Genomic DNA, 18382 nt, shown 5'->3' on the forward strand with positions numbered 1-18382 from the left:
CGCGGCGCGCGCCAGGAGGAGTTGGTCGGTCGAGGTGCTCCGTGTACTGGTCTCCATGCCGCTCACCCCGGTGTAGGTGGTGCGCTCCATCCCGAGGGCGGCGGCCGTCCCGTTCATCTTCGCCACGAACGCCTTCTCGCCGCCCGCGTCCCAACGAGCCAGCAGCCGGGCGATGTTGTTGCCCGACGGGACCATCATCAGTTTCAGGAGGCGGCGTTGGGTGTAGGTACGGCCCGCGAGGACCGGGGCCGTCGTCTCGACGGAGGAGTACGACTCGTTCGCCGCCTGCTCGTCGGCGGTGATGGCCGCGCCGGGCGCACCCGCGCGCATGGGGTGATCCTTGAGGATCACGTACGCCGTCATGACCTTGGTGACGCTGGCTATCGGGACCGGCCGCTGCTCGCCCCGGGTGCCGAGGCTGCCGATCCCCTCGACCTCCACGCTCGCCTGGCCCTCGGCGGGCCACGGCAGGTGCAGCGACCTGGCCACGGCGGCGACGCCGGACGCGGAACCCGCGGCGGGGGCGCCGCCACCCGGGCCGGTCAGGTGGCCGCCGCCGTCCAGCGCGTACCAGGTGCCCATGCCGGCGGCGAGCGCGAGGGCGGCGGAGAGCGGGACGAGGAGGGAGCGTCGGGCAGCAGTGAGGAAGTCGGACATGGGGCACCTCCGGGAGAACGCGTGCGATTCCCGCACGGATCTCACCTTCGCGGGGCCGCTCTTCCGGTCCGGTGCGGTGCTGTTTCCGCCGCCCCGAGAGTGCGTTGCGGTTCCGTTTCAGCCCGTATGGGACGGGCCGGGTGCACCCGGCGCCAGGTCGAGGGTGGCGATCGCCCCGCCACCGTCCGGCGCGTTCACGAAGGTCAGCCGGGCGCCGAGGACCCCGGCCTGGCCCTGCGCGACGGTCAGGCCGAGCCCGTGGCCTCGGCCGCGTTCGGTGGCGCCCGTGCGGAAGCGTTGCGGGCCCTGTTCGAGCAGGGCGGCGGGGAAGCCGGGGCCGTGGTCGGTCACGGAGATCCGGGCGCCGTCGACGGTGACCTCGACGGGGGCGGCGCCGTGCCGGTGCGCGTTGGTGACGAGGTTGACCACGATCCGCTCCACCCGGCGCGGGTCGGTCTCCACCGTCCCGGCCTCGCCGACGGTGACCTGGGTATCCGTCCCCGTACGCCGCACCACGTCCGCCACCAGCTCCCCCAGCGGCACCGCGTCCAGCCGGGCCCGCTCGGCGCCCGCGTCGAGCCGCGAGATCTCCAGCAGGTCCTCGATCAGGGCGCTCAGGGCCCCGACCCGGTCCCGTACGAGAGCGGTCGCCTCATCGCTCTCCGGGAGCAGCCCGGCGGCGGTGACCAGGCCCATCAGCGGGGTGCGCAGCTCGTGGGCGACGTCGGCGGTGAAGCGCTGCTCGTTCTCCAGCTTGCGCTGGAGGGCGGAGGCCATGTCGTCGACGGCGGCCGACATCTCGGTGATCTCGTCGCGGGCCCGCCCGGTGGCGCCGATCCGTGCGTCCAGCTCCCCGTCGGCGATCCGGCGGGCGGTACGGGCTCCGTGGCGCAGCCGCCGGTTGATCGGCTCGGTGGCGAGGGCGGCGAGCGGGACGACGAAGACGAGGGCCGCGAGGACGGACTTCACGATGGATCGGTCCAGGAGCTGGAGGCTGCGGACCTCGGTGCTCATGTCGTCCCGGACGACGAGGACTCGACCGTCGCCGACGGCCACGGCGCCCCACATCCAGAACCAGTTGGGCGGATCGGCGTCGTACCAGGTGGCGTAACCGCCGTCGGTCTCCGGCTGGTCGGCGAGATCGCGTGCCAGCGGCTCGGGCAGCTCATCCGGCGTCCGTACGTCGACGTCCGGCGGCGCCTTCCCCGTACGGCTCAGCTCCCGCTCGGCCGCGATCAGGCGGGTGATCGTTCGGTCGTGGCCCACACGCAGCCCGCGCTCGCGGGTCGCGTCGTGCACCAGGAAGCCGACGACCGCCGCCACCGCGCAGCAGGCGGCGGCAGCGAGCGCGGCGATCTTCCAGCGCAGGGCGCGGGGATTGAGGAGGCCCATGATGATCCGTCGGTCGGCCGGTCAGGTGCGGACGAGCTTGTAGCCGAAGCCGCGTACCGTCTCGATCCTGCTGCTGCCGATCTTCTTGCGCAGCCGGAGCACGCACAGGTCGACGACCCGGGTGTCGCCCTCCCAGCCGTAGTCCCAGACCTCGCGCAGCAGCCGTCGGCGGTCGAGTACGGACCCGGGCGCGGCGGCGAACTCCAGCAGAAGGCGCAGTTCGGTGGGGGTCAGGGGTACGGGCTCCCCGGCGCGGCGCACCTCCATGCCCAGGGTGTCGACGGTCAGGTCGCCGAAGACCAGGACGTGGTCGGGGGCCTCGGGCGGCCCGGACGGCGGGCTCTGGGACGGTTCGAAGGTGGCGCGGCGCAGCAGGGCACGGATACGGGCCACCAGGACAGGGGTGTCGACGGGCTTGATCACATAGTCGTCGGCGCCCGCCTCCAGGCCCGCGACCACGTCCAGCGCGTCGCCGCGCGCGGACATCATCAGGACCGGCACGAGGCTCTCCTCGCGGATGCGGTGGCAGAGGCCGATGCCGTCCAGCTCGGGCAGCATCACGTCCAGGATCAGCAGGTCGTGGACGCCCGCGCGGAACGCCTCCAGGCCGCTGAGTCCGTCGGCGGCCACGTCGACGCGGTAGCCGTACCGCTCCAGGGCCAGTTGGACGGCGCGCCGGATCGTGGCGTCGTCCTCTACGACGAGCACGCTGACGGGGTCGGGGGCCCGGGGTTCCGGCACGGTTCCTGCCTGGTTGTGGGGGAGTAACAAGGGCGTTCTGCGCATCGTAGGCGGACTCGTGGGCGGCCTGTGGCTCAGAACCGCAGCGTGGCCGCCACCGGGCGATGGTCGCTGCCGGTGGCGGGCAGGGTCCAGGACGAGCGCGGGGCCATCCCCTTCACGAGGACGTCGTCGATGCGGACCACCGGGAATCCGGCGGGGTACGTGAACCCGAAGCCGTGCCCGGCCTCCCGCTGGGCCGAGCGCAGCTGCGAGGTGAGGGGGGCCAGGTCCCTGTCCTGGTACGTGCCGTTGAAGTCGCCCAGCACCACCACCCGGGGCCTGGGCTCGGCCCGTACGGCGGAGGCCAGGGCGCGGGCCGCCTCGTTGCGGCGGCCGGTGGTGAAGCCCGCACCCGACACGCGTACGGAGGCGAGGTGGGCCGCGTAGACGGCCACGGGACCCTCGGGGGTGTCCGCCGTGGCCCGCATCGCCCGGGTCCACGGCATGATCTCCACCTCCGCCACCTCCGTGAGCCGGTGCCTGCTCCAGAGGCCGACGCCGCCGAGCACCGCGTGGTGCGGGTAGGCGGCGGCCAGCTCGCGCTCGTAGACGGGCGTGGACTCCTTGGACAGCTCCACCAGGGCCAGGACGTCGGCCTTGGCTCCGGCGAGGGCGCGTGCGGTACCGGCCGGGTCGGGGTTGGCCTCGTCGACGTTGTGGCTGAGGACGGTGAGGCCGTGTTCGGTGGACCGCTTGTCGGTGAGGGCGGGGCCGCAGAGGGTTGCCCAGACCAGGGCGGGTGCGAGTACGGCGATGGCGGCGAGCCGGGAGCGCCGTACGGCTGCCAGGGCGAGGAGGGCCGGGACGGCGAGGCCGGTCCAGGGCAACAGGGTCTGGAAGAGGCTGCCGAGATGGAGGCCGGTGTTGGGGAGGTGCGCGTGCAGGGCCATGAGGGAGGCGGAGAGCAGCGCGATGAGGGCGAGGCAGCGGCCGGGGAACGCCTTGGGCGGGGCAGGAGCCTCGGATGGAGCAGGAGCCTCGGATGGAGCAGGAGCCTCGGGCGGGGCAGGAGCCTCGGGCGGGGCAGGAGCCTCGGCCGGAGCAGGCGCGGGGCCGCGGCGGGGAGCCAGGCCCTGCTCGGTGCTCAGGCTCTCCTGGGCGCCATCCTCGATGCTCAGGCCTTCCGGCCTTCTCCAGCCCCCCTCGGTGCTCAGCACGGCACGGGCCTCCCTACGGTCACGTACTCCGGAAGTCGGGTACGTCCCCAGCGTCCGGGGTCCGCGCTTCCGGGCGGTCAGGGGAGTGCTTCTGGGACCGCGCGGGTCTGTTGCAGCTGCGTATCGGTCGGTCCAGCCGGGCGGCGGCATCCTGCTCGACACCGTCGGCAGCGAGTCCTTCCCCTGGACGGTGCTGCTGCTCCTGCTGCCGGCGATCGCGGTCGTGCTCTACGCCCGTAAGGCCGGCATCCCCGCCCACCGGCCGGTGCCGGAGACCGGGACCGGCGCCGTAGCCGGCACCGGAGCCGGCGCCGATGAGGCATCGGTCCCGGCGCCTGACGTCATGGCATGAACACCTCGTGAGGCAGGGCCGGTTGGCCGTGCAGACGGCTTTCCGCGCAGGGTCAGCCGGTCCCCGCCGTGCGCCGGTGCAAGGTATCCAGAAGCTCCAGCTCCTCCTCGGACAGCCGCAGGGCTCCGGCGGCCACGTTGGCGGTGAGGTGGCCGAGGTCGCCGGTGCCGGGGATGGCCAGGACGTGCGGCCCCCGGTGCAGAGTCCACGCCAGCCGGATCTCCGCCGGGCTCACGCCGTGCGCCCGCGCGACGGTGAGGACCTCGGCGGGCTCGGCCCCGGTCGCGCCGCCCTCGCCGCCGGCCGCGGCTATCGCGTAGAACGGCACGAACGCGATCCCCTGCGCCCCGCAGTCCTGGACGAACGCGTCTTCCTCGGGCCGCACGCCGATCCCGTACCGGTTCTGTACGCAGACCACCGGGGCGATGGCCTGGGCCTCGGCGAGGTGGGCGGGGGTGACGTTGGAAAGGCCGAGGTGGCGGATGAGCCCGGCTCGGCGCAACTCGGCCAGCGCACCGAAGCGCTCGGCTATCGAGTCCGTACCGACGATCCTCAGGTTCACCACGTCGAGGTGGTCGCGGCCGAGCTGGCGGAGGTTCTCCTCGACCTGGCCGCGCAGCGCCTCGGGGGTGCGGGCGTGGGCCGCCCACTCCCCCGTGAGGTCCCGGGCCGGGCCGACCTTGGTGGTGATCACGAGGTCGTCCGCGTACGGAGCAAGGGCGCTGTTGATCAGCTCGTTGGCCGAGCGCAGAGGGGAGAAGTAGAAGGCGGCGGTGTCGATGTGGTTCACGCCGAGATCGACGGCCCGGCGCAGGACGGCCAGGGCGGCATCGCGGTCGCGGGGGACGGCGTCGGGTACCAGCGCCCCGCCGGTCTGGGGCAACCGCATCGTGCCGAAGCCGATGCGGTTGACCGACAGATCTCCGAGGGTCCAACGGCCGGACGCGGCCGCGGTGATCAGGGGTGTGGTGCTCGCGGAGCTCGTGGAAGTCATGTCTGAATGATCTCCGCTCGGCGCGCCTCCGGCCATGGTGTCATCCCGCCGATCGGCCCTGCGGCCCGCCCTACCTGCTCACTCCGTGGCCGTGAGCGGACCGTAAGCGTCCGGGCGGCGGGTGGCCAGGAACGGGAAAAGTTCCAGCCAGTCGCGGCGGGCGTCGAGATCGAGGTCCGCGACCAGGACGGCGGGCTCGTCGCGCGGGGCCTGGGCCAGGACCCGGCCGTACGGGTCGACGATGAAGGAGCTGCCGTAGAAGGTGAGCCCGTTCTCGGCACCGATCCGGTTGGGCACGATCATGAAGGTGGCGTTGGCGATCGCGTTGCCGGTGATCACCTTCTGCCAGAGCGGCTGGGAGTCGAAGCCGGGGAAGCCGGGTTCGGAGCCGATGGCGGTCGGGTAGACGAGGACGTCGGCACCGGCGAGCGAGTAGGCGCGTGCCAGCTCCGGGAACCACTGGTCCCAGCAGGTCGGCAGGCCGAAGCGGGCCTCGTCGACCGTGACCAGCGGGAAGGCGTCGTCGCCCGCCGGGCCGGGGCGGAACCAGTCGTCCTCGTAATACCCCTCCGTGACCGGGATGTGGGTCTTGCGGGTGCGCTGGGCGAGGGTGCCGTCGGGGGCGACGAGGATCGCGGTGTTGTAGCCGAGGCCGTCGCTCTGACCGCCGGGCGCCGGGGCCTTCTCGTACAGGGAGGCGTGGACGTAGAGGCCGTGTTCGCGAGCGGCCTCGGCGGCGAAGGTGAAGGTGGGGCCGGTCAGCAGCTCCTCCGGCTCGGCGGGCGCGGGGTGGTCGGCCCGGCGGACCACCGCGAAGTACGGCGAGAGCGTCAGCTCCTGGAGGCAGACCACCCGCGCCCCCTCGGCGGCGGCGAGGCGGATGCCCTCCAGCAGGGCGGCACGGTGCTCGGCGGGGTCGCGGTGCCACCGCTGCTGGACGGCCGCGACGCGCAGGGGGGCGCGCTCGGCGGGGCGGGTCCGGGTCGGGGAGGCGGGCGGGTTGTACGCGGTGATCAGACGCATGACCAGTTCCAGGGGGTGGGCCGGCGGGGCGGGCACGAGGAGGATGAGTGCCGGAACGTTCCGGCACGGGCCGAATCTAACCCCGCCGGAACGTTCCGGCAACCCGCCACCTCCTACGATCACGAACGTCTAGACTTCACCTCCGTGACCTCCCGGACCGTGACCCTGCTCGACGTAGCCCGCACCGCCGGGGTTTCCAAGAGCACCGCCTCCGACGCCCTCCAGGGCTCGGGCCGCGTCGCGGAGGCGACCAGGGACCGGGTCCGCGCGGTGGCGGAGGAGCTCGGCTACCGGCCCAACAGCGCGGCCCGGCGGCTGCGCCGCTCCAGCACCGGGGCGATCGGGCTGCACCTGCCGCAGACCGCGACCCGGCTGGACTACTACATGAACCTCGCGTTCGGGGCCGTGGCACGCGCCCAGGAGGAAGGCCTCGACGTCGTCCTACTCGCCCCCGCGAGCACTGCGGGCGGCGCCAGCGGGCCGGTCGCCTCGCGGGTCGACGGGCTCCTGGTGATCGATCCCGAGGTGGACGACACCGCCGTGCCCGGGCTGCTGGACGCAGGCGTTCCGGCGGTGACCGGGGAGCGCTACCTGGGCCCCACCGCCGCCCCCACCGGCGCTGTGATCTGCGACAACGCCGCCTCCCTCACCGCACTCCTGGACCACGTCACCGAACGCGGCGCCCGCCGCCCCGCCGTCCTGGCCCCCGCGGGCACCTCCGCCTGGGCCACCGCCCTGCGGGCCACCGCCGCCTCCTGGGGGCAGGAGCACGGGGTGGACGTGGCGCTGCGGACCGTGCCGTTCGCCGCCACCCCGGGCGAGGCCGAGGAGACCACGCTGGCCCTGCTGCGCACCGTCCCGGCGGTGGACGCGGTGATCTGCGCCCCGGACGGCGCCGCCCCGGGCGTCCTGCGGGCGGCGGCGGCCCTGGGCCGAACGGTCGGCACCGCCTCGGGCCGCACGGTCGGCGAGACCGGCACTCCCCCTCCTACGGTCGGTGAGGCCGGCACCCCCCGGACCGGCGCCCCCCGCCGCACGCTCGGCGAGACCGGCGCCCACCTCCGTACTCCCCTCCTCGTCGCCTCCTGCGTGGACGGCGCAGCCCCCCGCTCCGCCGAGCCGCCCGTCACCGCGGTCGACCTGCGCCCCTCCGCGTACGGGCGCGCCTGCGCCGAGCTGCTCTGCGACATCCTCGCGGGCCGCACACCCCCCGACACCGTGCGCCGCCACGCCTGGGCGCTGGAGACGCGGGAGTCCACCGCCACGCCCACCTGAGCAGGACAGCGACGCGACGCAGGGAACACCGCGCCCATGCTCCCTGCGCAACCGCTCAACTCAGCTCCGTGCTCCGCCCGTTGTGGCAGGCTGGCTTGGTGGCGCGCATGCGCGCGGCAAGCGCCTTTCTTGAGGGAGTGTGTATGTCCACCGCACACCAGGTGCCAGACATCAGCACGCCGTGTGCCGGGCCCTGGCCGCTCCCGCGTTCCGCGGCAGCGACTTGCGGGAGAAGTTCTCACCCGTCACCGAAAGGGCCTCGCGCACGCTGACCGACGGTTTCCGCGCCTCCGGTCGGTCGACCTGGTCGCTGACTGCGCGAGCCGATTCCCGGTCAACGTGATCGCGGGCATGCTGGGTCTGGACGCAGCCGACTACGCGCGATTCCACCGCTGGTACACGACCGTCATCGCCTTTCTCGGCAATCCGGCGGGCGATCCGGAGGTCGCCAAGGCGGGTGAGCGGACGCGTGTCGAGTTCGCCGACTACATGCTGCCGATCATCAGGGACCGGCGGAAAGATCCGGGCGACGACCTGCTGTCCACGCTGTGCACCGCCGAGGTCGCACTTCCGCGTCGGCGCCCTGCTGGTCAAGGCCGAAGTCGAGATCGGTGTCGGCCACCTGCTGAACGCCATGCCCGACCTGCGCCTCGCCGACGGCTTCGCCCCGGTGGAGCACGGCGTCTTCACCCGCGGCCCGAAGACCTTGCCGCTCCGCTTCTCTCCTGTGTCCGACTGATCGCGGTGAGACACATTCCGGTCATGCCGAGCAGGCCATCGCCTTCTCGACCCTGGGAACGAAGTCGACCATGAACGCCTCCATGTCGCTCCGGTGACTGGTCACGTCCGTCCCGCTCTTGTCGCGCGCGATGAGAAGCACGATCAGGTGATCGGCCTCCGCCAGTCCGCACGAGGTGCTGATCATGATGTTCTCGTCCCCCGTGGCACCGGAGCCGTCGAACGGCAAGGGCGCCATCTTCTTCCGGTTCGTGAACCGGAAGCTTTCGCGCTTGCTCATCGGGTCGTAGAACTTGTCGACCTGTTCAACAGTGAGAGAGACCGCCGGAAAGTCATCCACGCTCACGTCGCAGTTGCTTCCGCTCTTCGTGACGATGGAAGTACCGGTCACCTCGAGCTTCTCACCGTCAGGTAGAAGCGCGGACAACTCCTTCTCCCCCACCGGTACGCCGCACACATCCTCCGGTATCGCGTACTCACGCGACGATCCGCACCCCGAGGTGAGCAGGGACAGCCCGAGGAGCGCCACTGCGGCGCCTGCTCGGAAGCGTTTCTTCATCACTGGTCTCCCACAACCCCTTCGGCCTTCTTGTTTCCGTCGTTGGCGGAGACGGCCTCACCGTGGCTGCCCATGGCCCTGGCCATGTCGTCGCGCATCTCCGCCGGGGCATCGTTCTCGGTCTGCGCGAGGAATGCGAGTGAGCGCTTCATGGCCTCGGTCTGTTCCGGAGTGTGCTCCTGGAACTTCACGCCCTCGGCGCCCGGGTCACTGACGCCCGGGACCGCCGCGAACATCGCCTTGCCCGTCGCGTCCAGTGCCGGATTGGGCCCGTCGTCCAGCGGCGTGTCGTCGAAGGACGTGCGTTCCTTGAGCACCCATGCCGCGTTGTCCTGCGGCTCCTTGGCGTTGAAGAACTCCGTCGACGCGTCCGGGCTGTTCGCGAGCGCCGTCATGAAGCCGGTCATCGGGTCGCGGCCGAAGCCCTCGTCGCTCATGAAGATCATCTTCGGGCCACCGACACCGCCGGAACAGAAGTTCCCGGGAAGCTTCATCTTCTTCTCGGTCTCGACCAGCGCGTTGCCGTACTTGTTGAGGAACTTGTCGTCGTAGTCCCCGACGCGCATGAGGTTGCTCATCAGCTGGAAGCCCCACACCTGCGAACCGCGGGTCTGGTACCGCTCGCCCGCGAGCTTCACCATGCCGTTCTCCCACGCGCGCATGGCAGGGCTGTCCGACTGGGTGGCGCCGGCGAGCGTGAGGCCGAGGTTCTTCTGGAAGTCGCCGAGCTGGTTCAGCTGCGTGCGGGCCAGGTCGTTCGGCGAGGGCCGCCTGGCTCTTCAGCTGCTCCCACTCGTCCCAAGCCATGAAGGCTTCCTCCCCCGTGAGCTACGCCTCGTACGTTCGATTTTCTCAACGTACCAAGACCACTCCGGCGGCGATCCAGCCCTGGGGCACCCCGGCAGACCACCCCGACGCCCGGCCGCCCGCCCCCCTCACCCAGCGACCGTCGTATGCGATGAAGCACGGCGCCGCCCGCCTCCAACGTCCCGTCCCGTGAGGGGAATCGGGACGGAGCGACCTCCTCCACGTCTCCGCAATGTGAACGTTCTGCGTCGAGTGGCAACTGGCGTGGCGAGCTTGACATTTCGTCGTGCGGCCGGTGATAAGATCATCTTACTTCCAGTGGGCTGATGGCGTATGGGGGCATTCCGGGAGGGATGAATTCCTCGGCCCCACCTTCGGAGGGACACCTCCCGAAGCGGCGCACGGTCGTGGCGAAAGAGCCCTGACTGCGTGCCGCATGACGGGGTGTCAAGCCGTTTCCAGCCATGGCACTTGAAGTGAGTCTCATGACATTTCCACAGGGCCCCGTCATCTGGGCGCTGGTTGTCGTAGCACTGGTCGCCGTGGGTGCCGTCCTGCGGGCTCGCGCGACCAACATCAAACTGCGCAGACGCAACTCCGAGCTGAGCGCGGAGCGCGACACGCTCCTGCGCCAGCGGGACGAGCTCCGCGTCGTCCACAACGGGCTCCTCCAGCGGCAGGCCTCCGAGCTCGCCGAGGTCCGCAAGGATGCCGAGGAGGAGACCAAGGCGGTCCTCAAGGCCGCCGTGCGCACCCTCCAGGGCCTCGCCGACGAGCAGCAGGTCGTGATCGAGAAGGCCCAGCGCAAATACGGCGACGACCCCGGGATCCTCGCCGACCTGATGGCCATGGACCACGCCAACAGCCAGTTCGGGCGGCGTGCCCAGGGCATCGCGGTGCTCTGCGGCGGTTGGCTCGGCCGGCGCGAGACCGTGGCCTCCGTCTTCGACGTGGCCCGCAGCGCGCAGGGCCGAATCCGCCACTTCGACCGGGTCCGGGTCAACGGCCAGGTGAACTTCTCGGTCGTCAGCCGCGCCGTCGAGCCGGTCGCGGTGGTCCTCGCCGAGCTGCTCGCCAACGCCACCAACTACTCCGCCCCCGGCACCCCGGTGGAGATCAACATCCAGGCCGTGCCGACGGGCGTCTGCCTCATCGTCGACGACGCCGGTCTCGGCATGGGTCAGGAGGAGAAGGACCGCGCGGCGGCCCTCCTGACCCCCCAGGCGGCGATCAGTGTCTCCAGCCTGGGCATCCCGCCGCAGTTCGGGTTCGCCGTCTCCGGGATGCTCGCCGCCCGCTACGGGTTCCGGGTCTCGGTGGACTCCGTTTCCCCCTATGGAGGCGTACGCGCGGTGGTACTGATCCCCGACGAACTGCTCACCACGGAGGTGCCGCAGTCCGCCGCACCCGCTGAGACATCCGAGGCGCCCCAGGCGTACGGAAACCAGCAGCCGCAGGCCGCCCCGCGGCCGGACCAGTGGCAGCAGACCCCCGCGCCCACCCCGCTCTTCCCGTCGGCGGCCCAGCGCCAGGACACCGCGACCCAGCAGCTCGCCCAGATCACCACCACCTCCGGCGGGCTGCCAAAGCGTCGTCGCAAGAGCCCGGTCTCCGCGGTGCCCCCGGCCGCCCCGCAGCCGGTCCGCAGCAACGAGGAGACCGCTTCCCGCCTGGGCGCGTTCCAGCGCGGCACCCGCTCCGGGCGGGACACGACGACGACCACGGAAGGATCCGAGATCCAGTGAACCCCGACCTGTCCTGGGTACTCAACGATGTGCTCCAGGTACCCGGAGCCCGGCACGCGATCCTCGTATCCGCCGACGGCTTGCTGCTCGCCAACTCCAGTGAGATCGGCCGGGACGACGCCGAGACCGTCGCCGCGGCCATGAGCTCCATGCAGTCCCTCAGCCGGGCCGTCGCCCCCTTCATCGGCACCCGCAGCCCCGGCCGCTGGCGGCAGACGCTCCTGGAGTACGAGGACGGCTGGATCTTCCTCATCGCCGCCGGCACCGGCGCCTACCTCGCCGCCACCGCCGCCGCCGACGTGGATATGGAGGCGATGTCCTTCCGTATGCAGCAGCAGGTCACCGCGCTGGGGAAGGCGATGACCACGCCGCCCCGCGAGAACGCGGGCAGCGAGATATGAGCGCGCCGGGCGAGGAGGCCAGCGTCAGCAGCGGGTTCGTCCGGTCCTACGTCATCACCGGGGGACGGGGGCTGCCCGACGCGGAGGACCTCTCCCTCGTCACGCTGGTCACCCTCGCCCCCGACCGGCAGCCGCCGCCCAACCCGAGCCCCGAGGTCAAGGCGATCTGGGAGCTGTGTTCCGGCGGCTACCTCTCGGTGGCCGAGGTCGCCGGGCATCTCGGCCTGCCCGTCGGCGTGGCCCGGCTGCTGCTCCAGGACTTAAACCAGCAGGGACACCTGCTGCGCCGCAAGGCGCCGCCACCGGCCCAGCTCGTCGACAGAAAGATCCTCGAAGAGGTGTTGCATGGACTCCAAGTCCGGTTCGGCTGAGAGCATCTATGTGCCGGACGCGGTCCAGCGCGCGGCGAAGATCCTCGTCGTCGGGCACTTCGCCGTGGGCAAGACGACCCTGATCGGCACGCTCTCCGAGATCACCCCGCTGCGCACCGAGGAGCGGATGACCCAGGCCGCGGCCCAGGTCGACGACCTGCGCGGGGCGCCCGACAAGAAGACGACCACGGTCGCCCTGGACTTCGGGCGCCTGACCCTCAGCGACGAGCTGGTGCTCTATCTGTTCGGTACGCCGGGGCAGCAGCGGTTCGTGGAGCTGTGGGAGGACATGGCGCGCGGGTCGCTCGGCGCGCTCCTCCTGGTCGACCCGGCGCGGCTGGCCGACACCTTCCCGGTGATCGACCTGGTCGAGACGTACGGGCTGGAGTACGCCGTCGCCGTCAACAGCTTCGACCCGTACTCGCAGCACGCCGAGGACGAACTGCGCGAGGCGCTCGACCTGCTGCCGTCCACGCCGGTGGTCTACTGCGACGCCCGGGACCAGAAGTCCTCCGCACAGGCCCTGATCACGCTCGTCCGTCACCTCCTCGCGCACGCGGCCTGACCCTCCCCCTCCCGTATCCCGAAGCCGGGGCCGACCGGGCCCCGCGATCACACCGAGGAAGCCGAACATGGACCCGTCGCCGGGAGCCACCCCGTACAGCGCCCCCGCCGGGTGCCCCATGAGCCAGCGCCAGACCTCGCTGTACGGGCCGGAGTTCGCCGCCGACCCGCACCGCGCGTACGACGCGATCCGGGCGCACGGTCCCGCAGCCCCGATCGAGCTGGCGCCCGGGGTGGACGCCACGCTGATCGTGCAGCACGAGGCGGCGCTGCGGGTGCTCCAGAACCCGGCGCTGTTCGCCCGGGACTCACGGCGCTGGGCGGCGCTGCGCGAGGGCGCCGTACCGATGGACAGCCCGGTGCTGCCGATGATGATGTACCGGCCCAACTGCCTGTTCACCGACGGCGCCGAGCACCTGCGGCTGCGCAAGGCGGTCACCGAGTCGCTGGCGCGGCTCAACAGCAGCAGGCTGAGCCGGGACGTCGAACGGATCGCCGACTATCTGATCGACCAGTTCATCGAGCGCGGCACCGCCGACCTGCTCAACGAGTACGCCAAGCTCCTGCCGCTGCTGCTGTTCAACCAGCTCTTCGGCTGCCCCGGCGACATCGGTGACCGGCTGACCCGGTCGATGTCCGCCATCTTCGACGGCGAGGACGTGCTGCGCGCCAACGCGGAGCTGACGGAGTGCCTGATGGAGCTGGTCGCGCTCAAGCGGCGTCAGCCCGGTGAGGACATCACCTCCTGGCTGATCCAGCACCCGGCGGGGCTGCGGGACGAGGAGCTGAAGGACCAGCTGGTGATGCTGATGGGCGCGGGTGTGGAGCCGGAGCGCAACCTCATCGCCAACGCGCTGCTGCTGATGCTCGCCGGTGACCAGCCGGGCGCGCGCGAGCGGCGCGGTTCGGGGATGCTCGTCGAGGACGCGCTGGACGACGTCCTGTGGAACAACCCACCGATCGCCAACTACGCGACGCACTACCCGGTGCGGGACATCGAGCTGGACGGGGTGGTGCTGAAGGCGGAGACCCCGGTCCTGATCAGCTTCGCCGCCGCGAACAGCGACCCGTCCCTCACCGACGCCCGCCAGACCCTGAGCAAGGGGGCCCACCTGGCCTGGGGCGCGGGACCGCACGTCTGCCCGGCCAAGTCCCCCGCCACCCTCATCGCGCTGACCGCGATCGAGAAGATCCTCAACACCGTGCCCGACCTCTCGCTGGCCGTCCCGGCCTCCGGCGTCGGCTGGCGTCCCGGCCCCTTCCACCGGGCCCTCATCGCCCTGCCCGTTCGGTTCACCCCGACCGCCGCCCGCCGCACCGCGACCGGCACCCAGCCAGCGGCGCAGACCTCGGCACAGCTGCCCGACCCGTACCGGAGCGCGGCGCCCCAGCCGGGAGCCGCCGGTCGTCACGCTGCGGAACCGGCCAGGAAGCCCAAGGGCTGGTGGAGTTCGTTCCTGGATGTCTTCCGCGTCTGACGCACCGTCGTCCCCGTATCACTCACGGGCCGACAATTCGCGTACGACAAAGGGCATTTGTGACGATTGCATGTGACGGGGGCAACAAAGAACGATGCTTGGCGCAGCTATCCGGAAGGGTAGGTTCTGGTCGGTAACCATGGGCCTAGGTCAAGGAACTCTGCGTGAGCATCACTGGCGGTACAAGCAGGACCCCCGACGGACGGCGCGCGGTCATCGGTCTGCTCCGCAGGCTCAATTCACCCGAAGGGCAGGCCGAGCCGTACGGAATACTCGCGGAGCTGCGGACGATGGGTGACGTCGTCCGCGCTCCCTGGAACGGCTATTTCGTCACCGGCTTCGACACCTGCAGCCAGGTGCTGCGCGGCCGCAACTGGCTCGTCCCCGATTTCGCCTGGCAGGAGCGGCAGGACGACTCCAAGCAGTGGGACGCGATCGCGACCCGGGAGATGACCGGTACGCTCGCCCGGCTGAACGCCCCCGAGCACACCTGCCAGCGCCGCTCGCTGGGCAACCTCTTCGACCGCTCCACCATCGAACGCCTCACCCCCGACGTCGAGCGCGACACCGACCGGCTCCTGGACGAGCTGGCCGACAAGCTCCGCTGGGGCGAGGCGGACTTCGTCTCCACGGTCAGCGAGCAGCTGCCGATCCACACGGTCGGCTCCTGGCTGGGATTTCCGCCCGAGGAATACCCGCACATCCTGGAGATCACCCACAACCAGGTGTACGCCCAGGAGTTGCTGCCCACCAAGAGCCAGCTGGCCGTCTCCGCCGAGGCGACCGTGCAGCTGCGCGCGTACTTCACCGATCTGGTCGCCCGCCGCCGGGCCGAGCCCCGCCACGACGTGCTGACCGGCTGGATCCACACCTGGGACGCGATGGAGCCGGACCGGGAGCAGGCGGACGAGATCCTCTACCGGCTCACCATGTTCGTCACCATCGCCTCGCTGGAGACCACGGCGACCCTGCTGACGGCGATGACCTCCCTGCTGCTGGCCGACCCCGGCCACTGGCAGTGGCTGCGGGACCACTCCGAGCACATCGACGCGGCCGTCGACGAGGTGCTGCGCTACGACCCGCCCATCCACATCAACACCCGGATCGCCGCCGAGGACACCGTTCTGGCCGGCGTCCCGGTCAAGAAGGACAGCATGGTCCACGTCCTGTACGGCGCCGCCAACCACGACCCCCGGCGCAACCCCGACCCCGGCGCCTTCGACATCCTGCGCGGCGGCAGCCACCTCACCTTCGGCGGCGGGGTGCACTACTGCCTGGGCGCGGCCCTCGCCAAGCTGGAGACGCGGACGCTGCTGGCCCGCATGCTGGATCGTTTCCCCACCCTGCGGATCACCTCCCCGCCGGTGTACGCCCCCCGGATGGTCTTCAGGCGGATCACCTCGCTGGGCGTGGCGCTGTGAAGCTCTCGCTGCCCGACTTCCTGACCTCCTCCTCGCACGAGGAGCCCGCGACGGTACGCGCCCGGCGCGAGGGCCCCGTCCTGCACGTGGAGCTGAACACCCCGGAGACCGGCAACGCGGTCACCGAGGCGATGCTCGACGAGCTGCTGGACCTCGTCGCCGCACCCGATCCCGAGGTGCGGGTGGTGGTGCTCAGCGGTGCCGGGGACGACTTCTGCCTGGGCGGCGACCGTGCCGAGTTCGCCGACTGGCTGGAGGAGGACCCGGCCGGCCGGGGCATCCGGGTCGCCGGGGAGAAGGCCCGCCGGGTCTGCGAGGCGATCTCCGGCAACCGGGCCGTCACCATCGCCCGGGTCCAGGGCAAGGCGATCGGCGCGGGCCTCGCGCTCGCCCTCGCCTGCGATCTGCGGGTCGGCGCGGTGACCGCCGGCTTCCGGCTGCCGGAGCTGGCGCTGGGGCTGCCGACCGCCTGGGGCGGGCTGCTGCCCCGGCTGATCCACGAGGTCGGCGCGGCCCGGGTCCGCGAACTGATCCTGACCGGACGGGCGTTCGACGCCGCCGAGGCGCACGCGCTCTCCGTCCTCCAGCGGGTCGTACCGGAAAACGAATTGGATCAGGCTGTCGAGGCCTGGGCGAAGCCCGTCGTGCGCCGCCCCGAAGCGGCCCTTCGGGTGACGAAAGCCCTGCTCAACTCCTATGCGGCCGCCACCCGAATGGCCGATCCCTCGTTCCTGGACGCGGAGCTGATGGCCTCGGTCGCGGCAGCCGGTCGGCGCACACCCCCTCGCACTCCTGGGCCCGACCCGTCACACTCGTAACAATCGACAGGGGAGGTCTCGGGCGTGGATGTACCGGTATGGCTCTGGGTGGCGTTCGCCGTAACGGTGGTCGTCTCCCTCACAGTCGACTTGCTTGCCCACCGCAAGGCGCATGTCATCGGCTTCAAGGAAGCGGCCTGGTGGAGCGTGCTGTGGGTGAGCCTCGCGCTCATCTTCGGCGGTGTGGTCTTCTTCGTCCTCGGGACGACCGCGGGGACGGAATACACGACAGCCTGGCTTCTGGAGAAGAGCCTTTCGGTCGACAACCTCTTCGTCTTCGCGCTGATCTTCGCCTATTTCAAGGTTCCCCGGGAATATCAGCACCGGGTGCTGTTCTTCGGCGTCATCGGCGCTCTGGTGTTCCGCGCGATCTTCCTGACAGCCGGCGTCGCGGTCGTGAACCGCTTCACCTTCGTGCTGTTCCTCTTCGCGGCGATCCTCTTCTACAGCGCCTACAAAATCCTCAAGGGCGAGGAGGACAGCTTCGACCCGGGCAAGAGCTTCGCGGTGCGGCTGCTGCGAAAGATCATGCCCGTCCGTGACGAATACGCGGGAACACACTTCGTCATCAAGGAGGAGGGCAAACGGGTCGCCACACCGCTGCTCGCGGTGGTCGCCGCGATCGAGGCGGCCGACCTGCTCTTCGCCGTCGACAGCGTGCCCGCCGTGCTGGCGGTCAGCGACGACGCGTTCATCGTCTACACCAGCAACGCGTTCGCCATCCTCGGACTGCGAGCGCTGTACTTCCTGCTGGCGGGACTCCTGGACCGCTTCCACTACCTGAGCAACGGCCTGGCGATCATTCTGGCCTTCATCGCCGTCAAGCTCATTCTCCAGGCCTCGCACAAGATGATCAACACCTCCATTCCGGAGATTCCCTCGCCGATCAGCCTAGCGGTGATCGTTGTCATTCTGACGGTCTCGATCGTGCTCAGTGTGCGGCGACCGCCACCGAACGCGGACACCGGGGAGAGTGCGGGCGGTACAGGGAGTTCGGACAGTCCGGAGAAGCCATCTGACGGTAAGTCGGCCGGGTAACCGGGCGGGCAATGGCCGGGCAAAGCGCGCGGAAAGAGTTTCCCAAGCGCGATGCCCGGCCTATCGTGAGTAAATGGCCGGCAAAGAGCGTGAGACCCAGCAGCGGGCCGCCTTCATGTGCCCGGCCTGCAAGCATCCCGTCGCCTCCGAGATCCAGCGCCGCAAGACCCTCGGGATCTTCGTCCCCGTCTGGCGCCCGGGCCCCTGCGAGAACCCCGACTGCGGGGACTACGCCGCCGAGGAGCGGCCGTCCCGGCACCGGGCCCGCCCGTACCCCCTCCGCTGAACCGCCGGCCCGGGTCGGCCGCGGCCAGGCGGGCGGTGAGCCGGGCGATGGCGGACTGGGGGCTCGTTGCGGTGGCCGGTCTTCAGCTGCACGCGCCCCACGCCCAGCTCCTCGGCGTCGGCGGGCACCCCGTCCAGCCGGGTCAGCCGCTCCTCCCGGGGCCGCGGGGGTGCCGGGCCGCCCTGCCGGCGCCGCACCTCCTCGTCGCCGCCGCCCGCCTCGAAGAGGTCGTCGGGGTGGTCCGCGGTCAGCGGGACGAGGACCATGTACTGCCCGGTCAGGGTCGCGGTCCGAGGGGGAAGTGCAGACATGACGGACCCGTGCCCTTCCACGCACTAGCTGTATTGACCCGCAGCGTTGTTGACACGGCTGATGGGTGGGTGTCCGTTGAGCGCGGTGTGGCAGCGGTGGTGGTTGTAGGTGTGGAGGAAGTCTGCCAGGGCTTCGGCTCGCTCGGTGTTCGAGGTGTAGGGCCGGATGTAGGCCCATTCGTCGAGCAGGGTGCGGTTGAAGCGTTCGACCT

Annotated in this window: 20 protein-coding genes and 2 pseudogenes; 12 read left to right on the plus strand and 10 right to left on the minus strand. The window is 71.1% G+C overall.

Features of this window, described 5'->3' with window-relative positions:
• The 4 genes from ABZ154_RS32855 to ABZ154_RS32870 all read right to left on the minus strand — a co-directional run.
• A partial coding sequence (locus tag ABZ154_RS32855) for a D-alanyl-D-alanine carboxypeptidase (protein WP_356838016.1) occupies window positions 1-657 on the minus strand: 657 nt, incomplete at its 3' end.
• Between the two features lie 117 nt (window positions 658-774).
• Window positions 775-2049, minus strand: a complete 1275-nt coding sequence (locus ABZ154_RS32860) for a HAMP domain-containing sensor histidine kinase (RefSeq protein ID WP_356838017.1) — start codon at window positions 2047-2049, stop codon at window positions 775-777.
• A gap of 21 nt (window positions 2050-2070) precedes the next feature.
• Complete coding sequence (gene cseB / locus ABZ154_RS32865) at window positions 2071-2835, minus strand: two-component system response regulator CseB (RefSeq protein ID WP_356838018.1); 765 nt, start codon at window positions 2833-2835, stop codon at window positions 2071-2073.
• Between the two features lie 29 nt (window positions 2836-2864).
• Window positions 2865-3989 carry an endonuclease/exonuclease/phosphatase family protein gene (locus tag ABZ154_RS32870; RefSeq protein WP_356838019.1) on the minus strand — a complete coding sequence of 375 codons (1125 nt, stop codon included), beginning with the start codon at window positions 3987-3989 and terminating at the stop codon, window positions 2865-2867.
• Between the two features lie 142 nt (window positions 3990-4131).
• Between ABZ154_RS32870 and ABZ154_RS32875 the strand changes: the two are divergent.
• Window positions 4132-4341 (plus strand): annotated as a pseudogene (locus ABZ154_RS32875) (MFS transporter); the annotation flags it as partial.
• 52 nt (window positions 4342-4393) lie between these two features.
• Here the strand turns inward: ABZ154_RS32875 and ABZ154_RS32880 are convergent.
• Both ABZ154_RS32880 and ABZ154_RS32885 read right to left on the minus strand, forming a co-directional pair.
• The gene (locus ABZ154_RS32880) at window positions 4394-5335 is read right to left on the minus strand and encodes an oxidoreductase (RefSeq protein WP_356838020.1); all 942 of its coding nucleotides are present in this window, start codon (window positions 5333-5335) and stop codon (window positions 4394-4396) included.
• 78 nt (window positions 5336-5413) lie between these two features.
• The gene (locus ABZ154_RS32885; protein WP_356838032.1) at window positions 5414-6358 is read right to left on the minus strand and encodes a carbon-nitrogen hydrolase; all 945 of its coding nucleotides are present in this window, start codon (window positions 6356-6358) and stop codon (window positions 5414-5416) included.
• Window positions 6359-6502: 144 nt separating this feature from the next.
• On the opposite strand from ABZ154_RS32885, the gene ABZ154_RS32890 reads away from it, so the two are divergent.
• Both ABZ154_RS32890 and ABZ154_RS32895 read left to right on the plus strand, forming a co-directional pair.
• Window positions 6503-7633: a LacI family DNA-binding transcriptional regulator gene (locus tag ABZ154_RS32890; RefSeq protein ID WP_356838021.1), complete on the plus strand. Its 1131-nt coding sequence runs from the start codon at window positions 6503-6505 to the stop codon at window positions 7631-7633.
• Between the two features lie 172 nt (window positions 7634-7805).
• Window positions 7806-8372 (plus strand): annotated as a pseudogene (locus tag ABZ154_RS32895) (hypothetical protein); the annotation flags it as partial.
• A 21-nt stretch (window positions 8373-8393) separates the two neighbouring features.
• On the opposite strand, the gene ABZ154_RS32900 reads toward ABZ154_RS32895, so the two are convergent.
• Window positions 8394-8930: a hypothetical protein gene (locus tag ABZ154_RS32900; RefSeq protein ID WP_356838022.1), complete on the minus strand. Its 537-nt coding sequence runs from the start codon at window positions 8928-8930 to the stop codon at window positions 8394-8396.
• Entirely contained in the window at window positions 8930-9592 is a 663-nt protein-coding gene (locus ABZ154_RS32905; RefSeq protein ID WP_356838023.1) for a hypothetical protein, read from the minus strand. The genes ABZ154_RS32900 and ABZ154_RS32905 overlap by 1 nt, the downstream gene beginning before the upstream one ends.
• Before the next feature lie 630 nt (window positions 9593-10222).
• Here ABZ154_RS32905 and ABZ154_RS32910 point away from each other — a divergent pair.
• The 9 genes from ABZ154_RS32910 to ABZ154_RS32950 all read left to right on the plus strand — a co-directional run bounded on the left by ABZ154_RS32910 (window position 10223) and on the right by ABZ154_RS32950 (window position 17859).
• Window positions 10223-11482, plus strand: coding sequence for an ATP-binding protein (locus ABZ154_RS32910; protein WP_356838024.1), 1260 nt, complete (start codon window positions 10223-10225; stop codon window positions 11480-11482).
• A complete protein-coding gene (locus tag ABZ154_RS32915) occupies window positions 11479-11883 on the plus strand; it encodes a roadblock/LC7 domain-containing protein (RefSeq protein ID WP_073874928.1) in 405 nt (134 codons plus the stop codon). Before ABZ154_RS32910 ends, ABZ154_RS32915 begins: the two co-directional genes overlap by 4 nt.
• Complete coding sequence (locus ABZ154_RS32920; RefSeq protein WP_356838025.1) at window positions 11880-12254, plus strand: DUF742 domain-containing protein; 375 nt, start codon at window positions 11880-11882, stop codon at window positions 12252-12254. Before ABZ154_RS32915 ends, ABZ154_RS32920 begins: the two co-directional genes overlap by 4 nt.
• A complete protein-coding gene (locus ABZ154_RS32925) occupies window positions 12229-12819 on the plus strand; it encodes an ATP/GTP-binding protein (protein WP_324794516.1) in 591 nt (196 codons plus the stop codon). Before ABZ154_RS32920 ends, ABZ154_RS32925 begins: the two co-directional genes overlap by 26 nt.
• Window positions 12820-12886: 67 nt before the next feature.
• A complete protein-coding gene (locus tag ABZ154_RS32930) occupies window positions 12887-14296 on the plus strand; it encodes a cytochrome P450 (protein WP_356838026.1) in 1410 nt (469 codons plus the stop codon).
• A 290-nt stretch (window positions 14297-14586) separates the two neighbouring features.
• A complete protein-coding gene (locus ABZ154_RS32935) occupies window positions 14587-15717 on the plus strand; it encodes a cytochrome P450 (protein WP_356838033.1) in 1131 nt (376 codons plus the stop codon).
• Entirely contained in the window at window positions 15714-16535 is an 822-nt protein-coding gene (locus ABZ154_RS32940) for an enoyl-CoA hydratase/isomerase family protein (RefSeq protein ID WP_356838027.1), read from the plus strand. Before ABZ154_RS32935 ends, ABZ154_RS32940 begins: the two co-directional genes overlap by 4 nt.
• A gap of 24 nt (window positions 16536-16559) precedes the next feature.
• A complete protein-coding gene (locus ABZ154_RS32945) occupies window positions 16560-17573 on the plus strand; it encodes a TerC family protein (protein WP_356838028.1) in 1014 nt (337 codons plus the stop codon).
• 73 nt (window positions 17574-17646) lie between these two features.
• Entirely contained in the window at window positions 17647-17859 is a 213-nt protein-coding gene (locus ABZ154_RS32950) for a hypothetical protein (RefSeq protein WP_356838029.1), read from the plus strand.
• Here the strand turns inward: ABZ154_RS32950 and ABZ154_RS32955 are convergent.
• Both ABZ154_RS32955 and ABZ154_RS32960 read right to left on the minus strand, forming a co-directional pair.
• Window positions 17802-18170 carry a hypothetical protein gene (locus ABZ154_RS32955; protein ID WP_356838030.1) on the minus strand — a complete coding sequence of 123 codons (369 nt, stop codon included), beginning with the start codon at window positions 18168-18170 and terminating at the stop codon, window positions 17802-17804. The genes ABZ154_RS32950 and ABZ154_RS32955 overlap by 58 nt on opposite strands.
• A gap of 24 nt (window positions 18171-18194) precedes the next feature.
• The coding region (locus tag ABZ154_RS32960) for an integrase core domain-containing protein (protein ID WP_356838031.1) at window positions 18195-18382 on the minus strand (188 nt) is incomplete at its 5' end.

This window comes from Streptomyces sp. NPDC006261 (assembly GCF_040613515.1).
Taxonomy (GTDB): domain Bacteria; phylum Actinomycetota; class Actinomycetes; order Streptomycetales; family Streptomycetaceae; genus Streptomyces.

Excerpts from the sequence above, each read along its gene's own strand:
- ABZ154_RS32860 (WP_356838017.1), bottom strand. The coding sequence starts at position 2,049 with ATGGGCCTCCTCAATCCCCGCGCCCTGCGCTGGAAGATCGCCGCGCTC.
- ABZ154_RS32905 (WP_356838023.1), bottom strand. The coding sequence starts at position 9,592 with ATGCGCGCGTGGGAGAACGGCATGGTGAAGCTCGCGGGCGAGCGGTAC.
- ABZ154_RS32955 (WP_356838030.1), bottom strand. The coding sequence starts at position 18,170 with ATGTCTGCACTTCCCCCTCGGACCGCGACCCTGACCGGGCAGTACATG.
- ABZ154_RS32885 (WP_356838032.1), bottom strand. The coding sequence starts at position 6,358 with ATGCGTCTGATCACCGCGTACAACCCGCCCGCCTCCCCGACCCGGACC.
- ABZ154_RS32925 (WP_324794516.1), top strand. The coding sequence starts at position 12,229 with ATGGACTCCAAGTCCGGTTCGGCTGAGAGCATCTATGTGCCGGACGCG.
- ABZ154_RS32920 (WP_356838025.1), top strand. The coding sequence starts at position 11,880 with ATGAGCGCGCCGGGCGAGGAGGCCAGCGTCAGCAGCGGGTTCGTCCGG.
- ABZ154_RS32935 (WP_356838033.1), top strand. The coding sequence starts at position 14,587 with ATGGGTGACGTCGTCCGCGCTCCCTGGAACGGCTATTTCGTCACCGGC.
- ABZ154_RS32880 (WP_356838020.1), bottom strand. The coding sequence starts at position 5,335 with ATGACTTCCACGAGCTCCGCGAGCACCACACCCCTGATCACCGCGGCC.
- cseB (WP_356838018.1), bottom strand. The coding sequence starts at position 2,835 with ATGCGCAGAACGCCCTTGTTACTCCCCCACAACCAGGCAGGAACCGTG.
- ABZ154_RS32900 (WP_356838022.1), bottom strand. The coding sequence starts at position 8,930 with ATGAAGAAACGCTTCCGAGCAGGCGCCGCAGTGGCGCTCCTCGGGCTG.
- ABZ154_RS32950 (WP_356838029.1), top strand. The coding sequence starts at position 17,647 with ATGGCCGGCAAAGAGCGTGAGACCCAGCAGCGGGCCGCCTTCATGTGC.
- ABZ154_RS32910 (WP_356838024.1), top strand. The coding sequence starts at position 10,223 with ATGACATTTCCACAGGGCCCCGTCATCTGGGCGCTGGTTGTCGTAGCA.
- ABZ154_RS32930 (WP_356838026.1), top strand. The coding sequence starts at position 12,887 with ATGGACCCGTCGCCGGGAGCCACCCCGTACAGCGCCCCCGCCGGGTGC.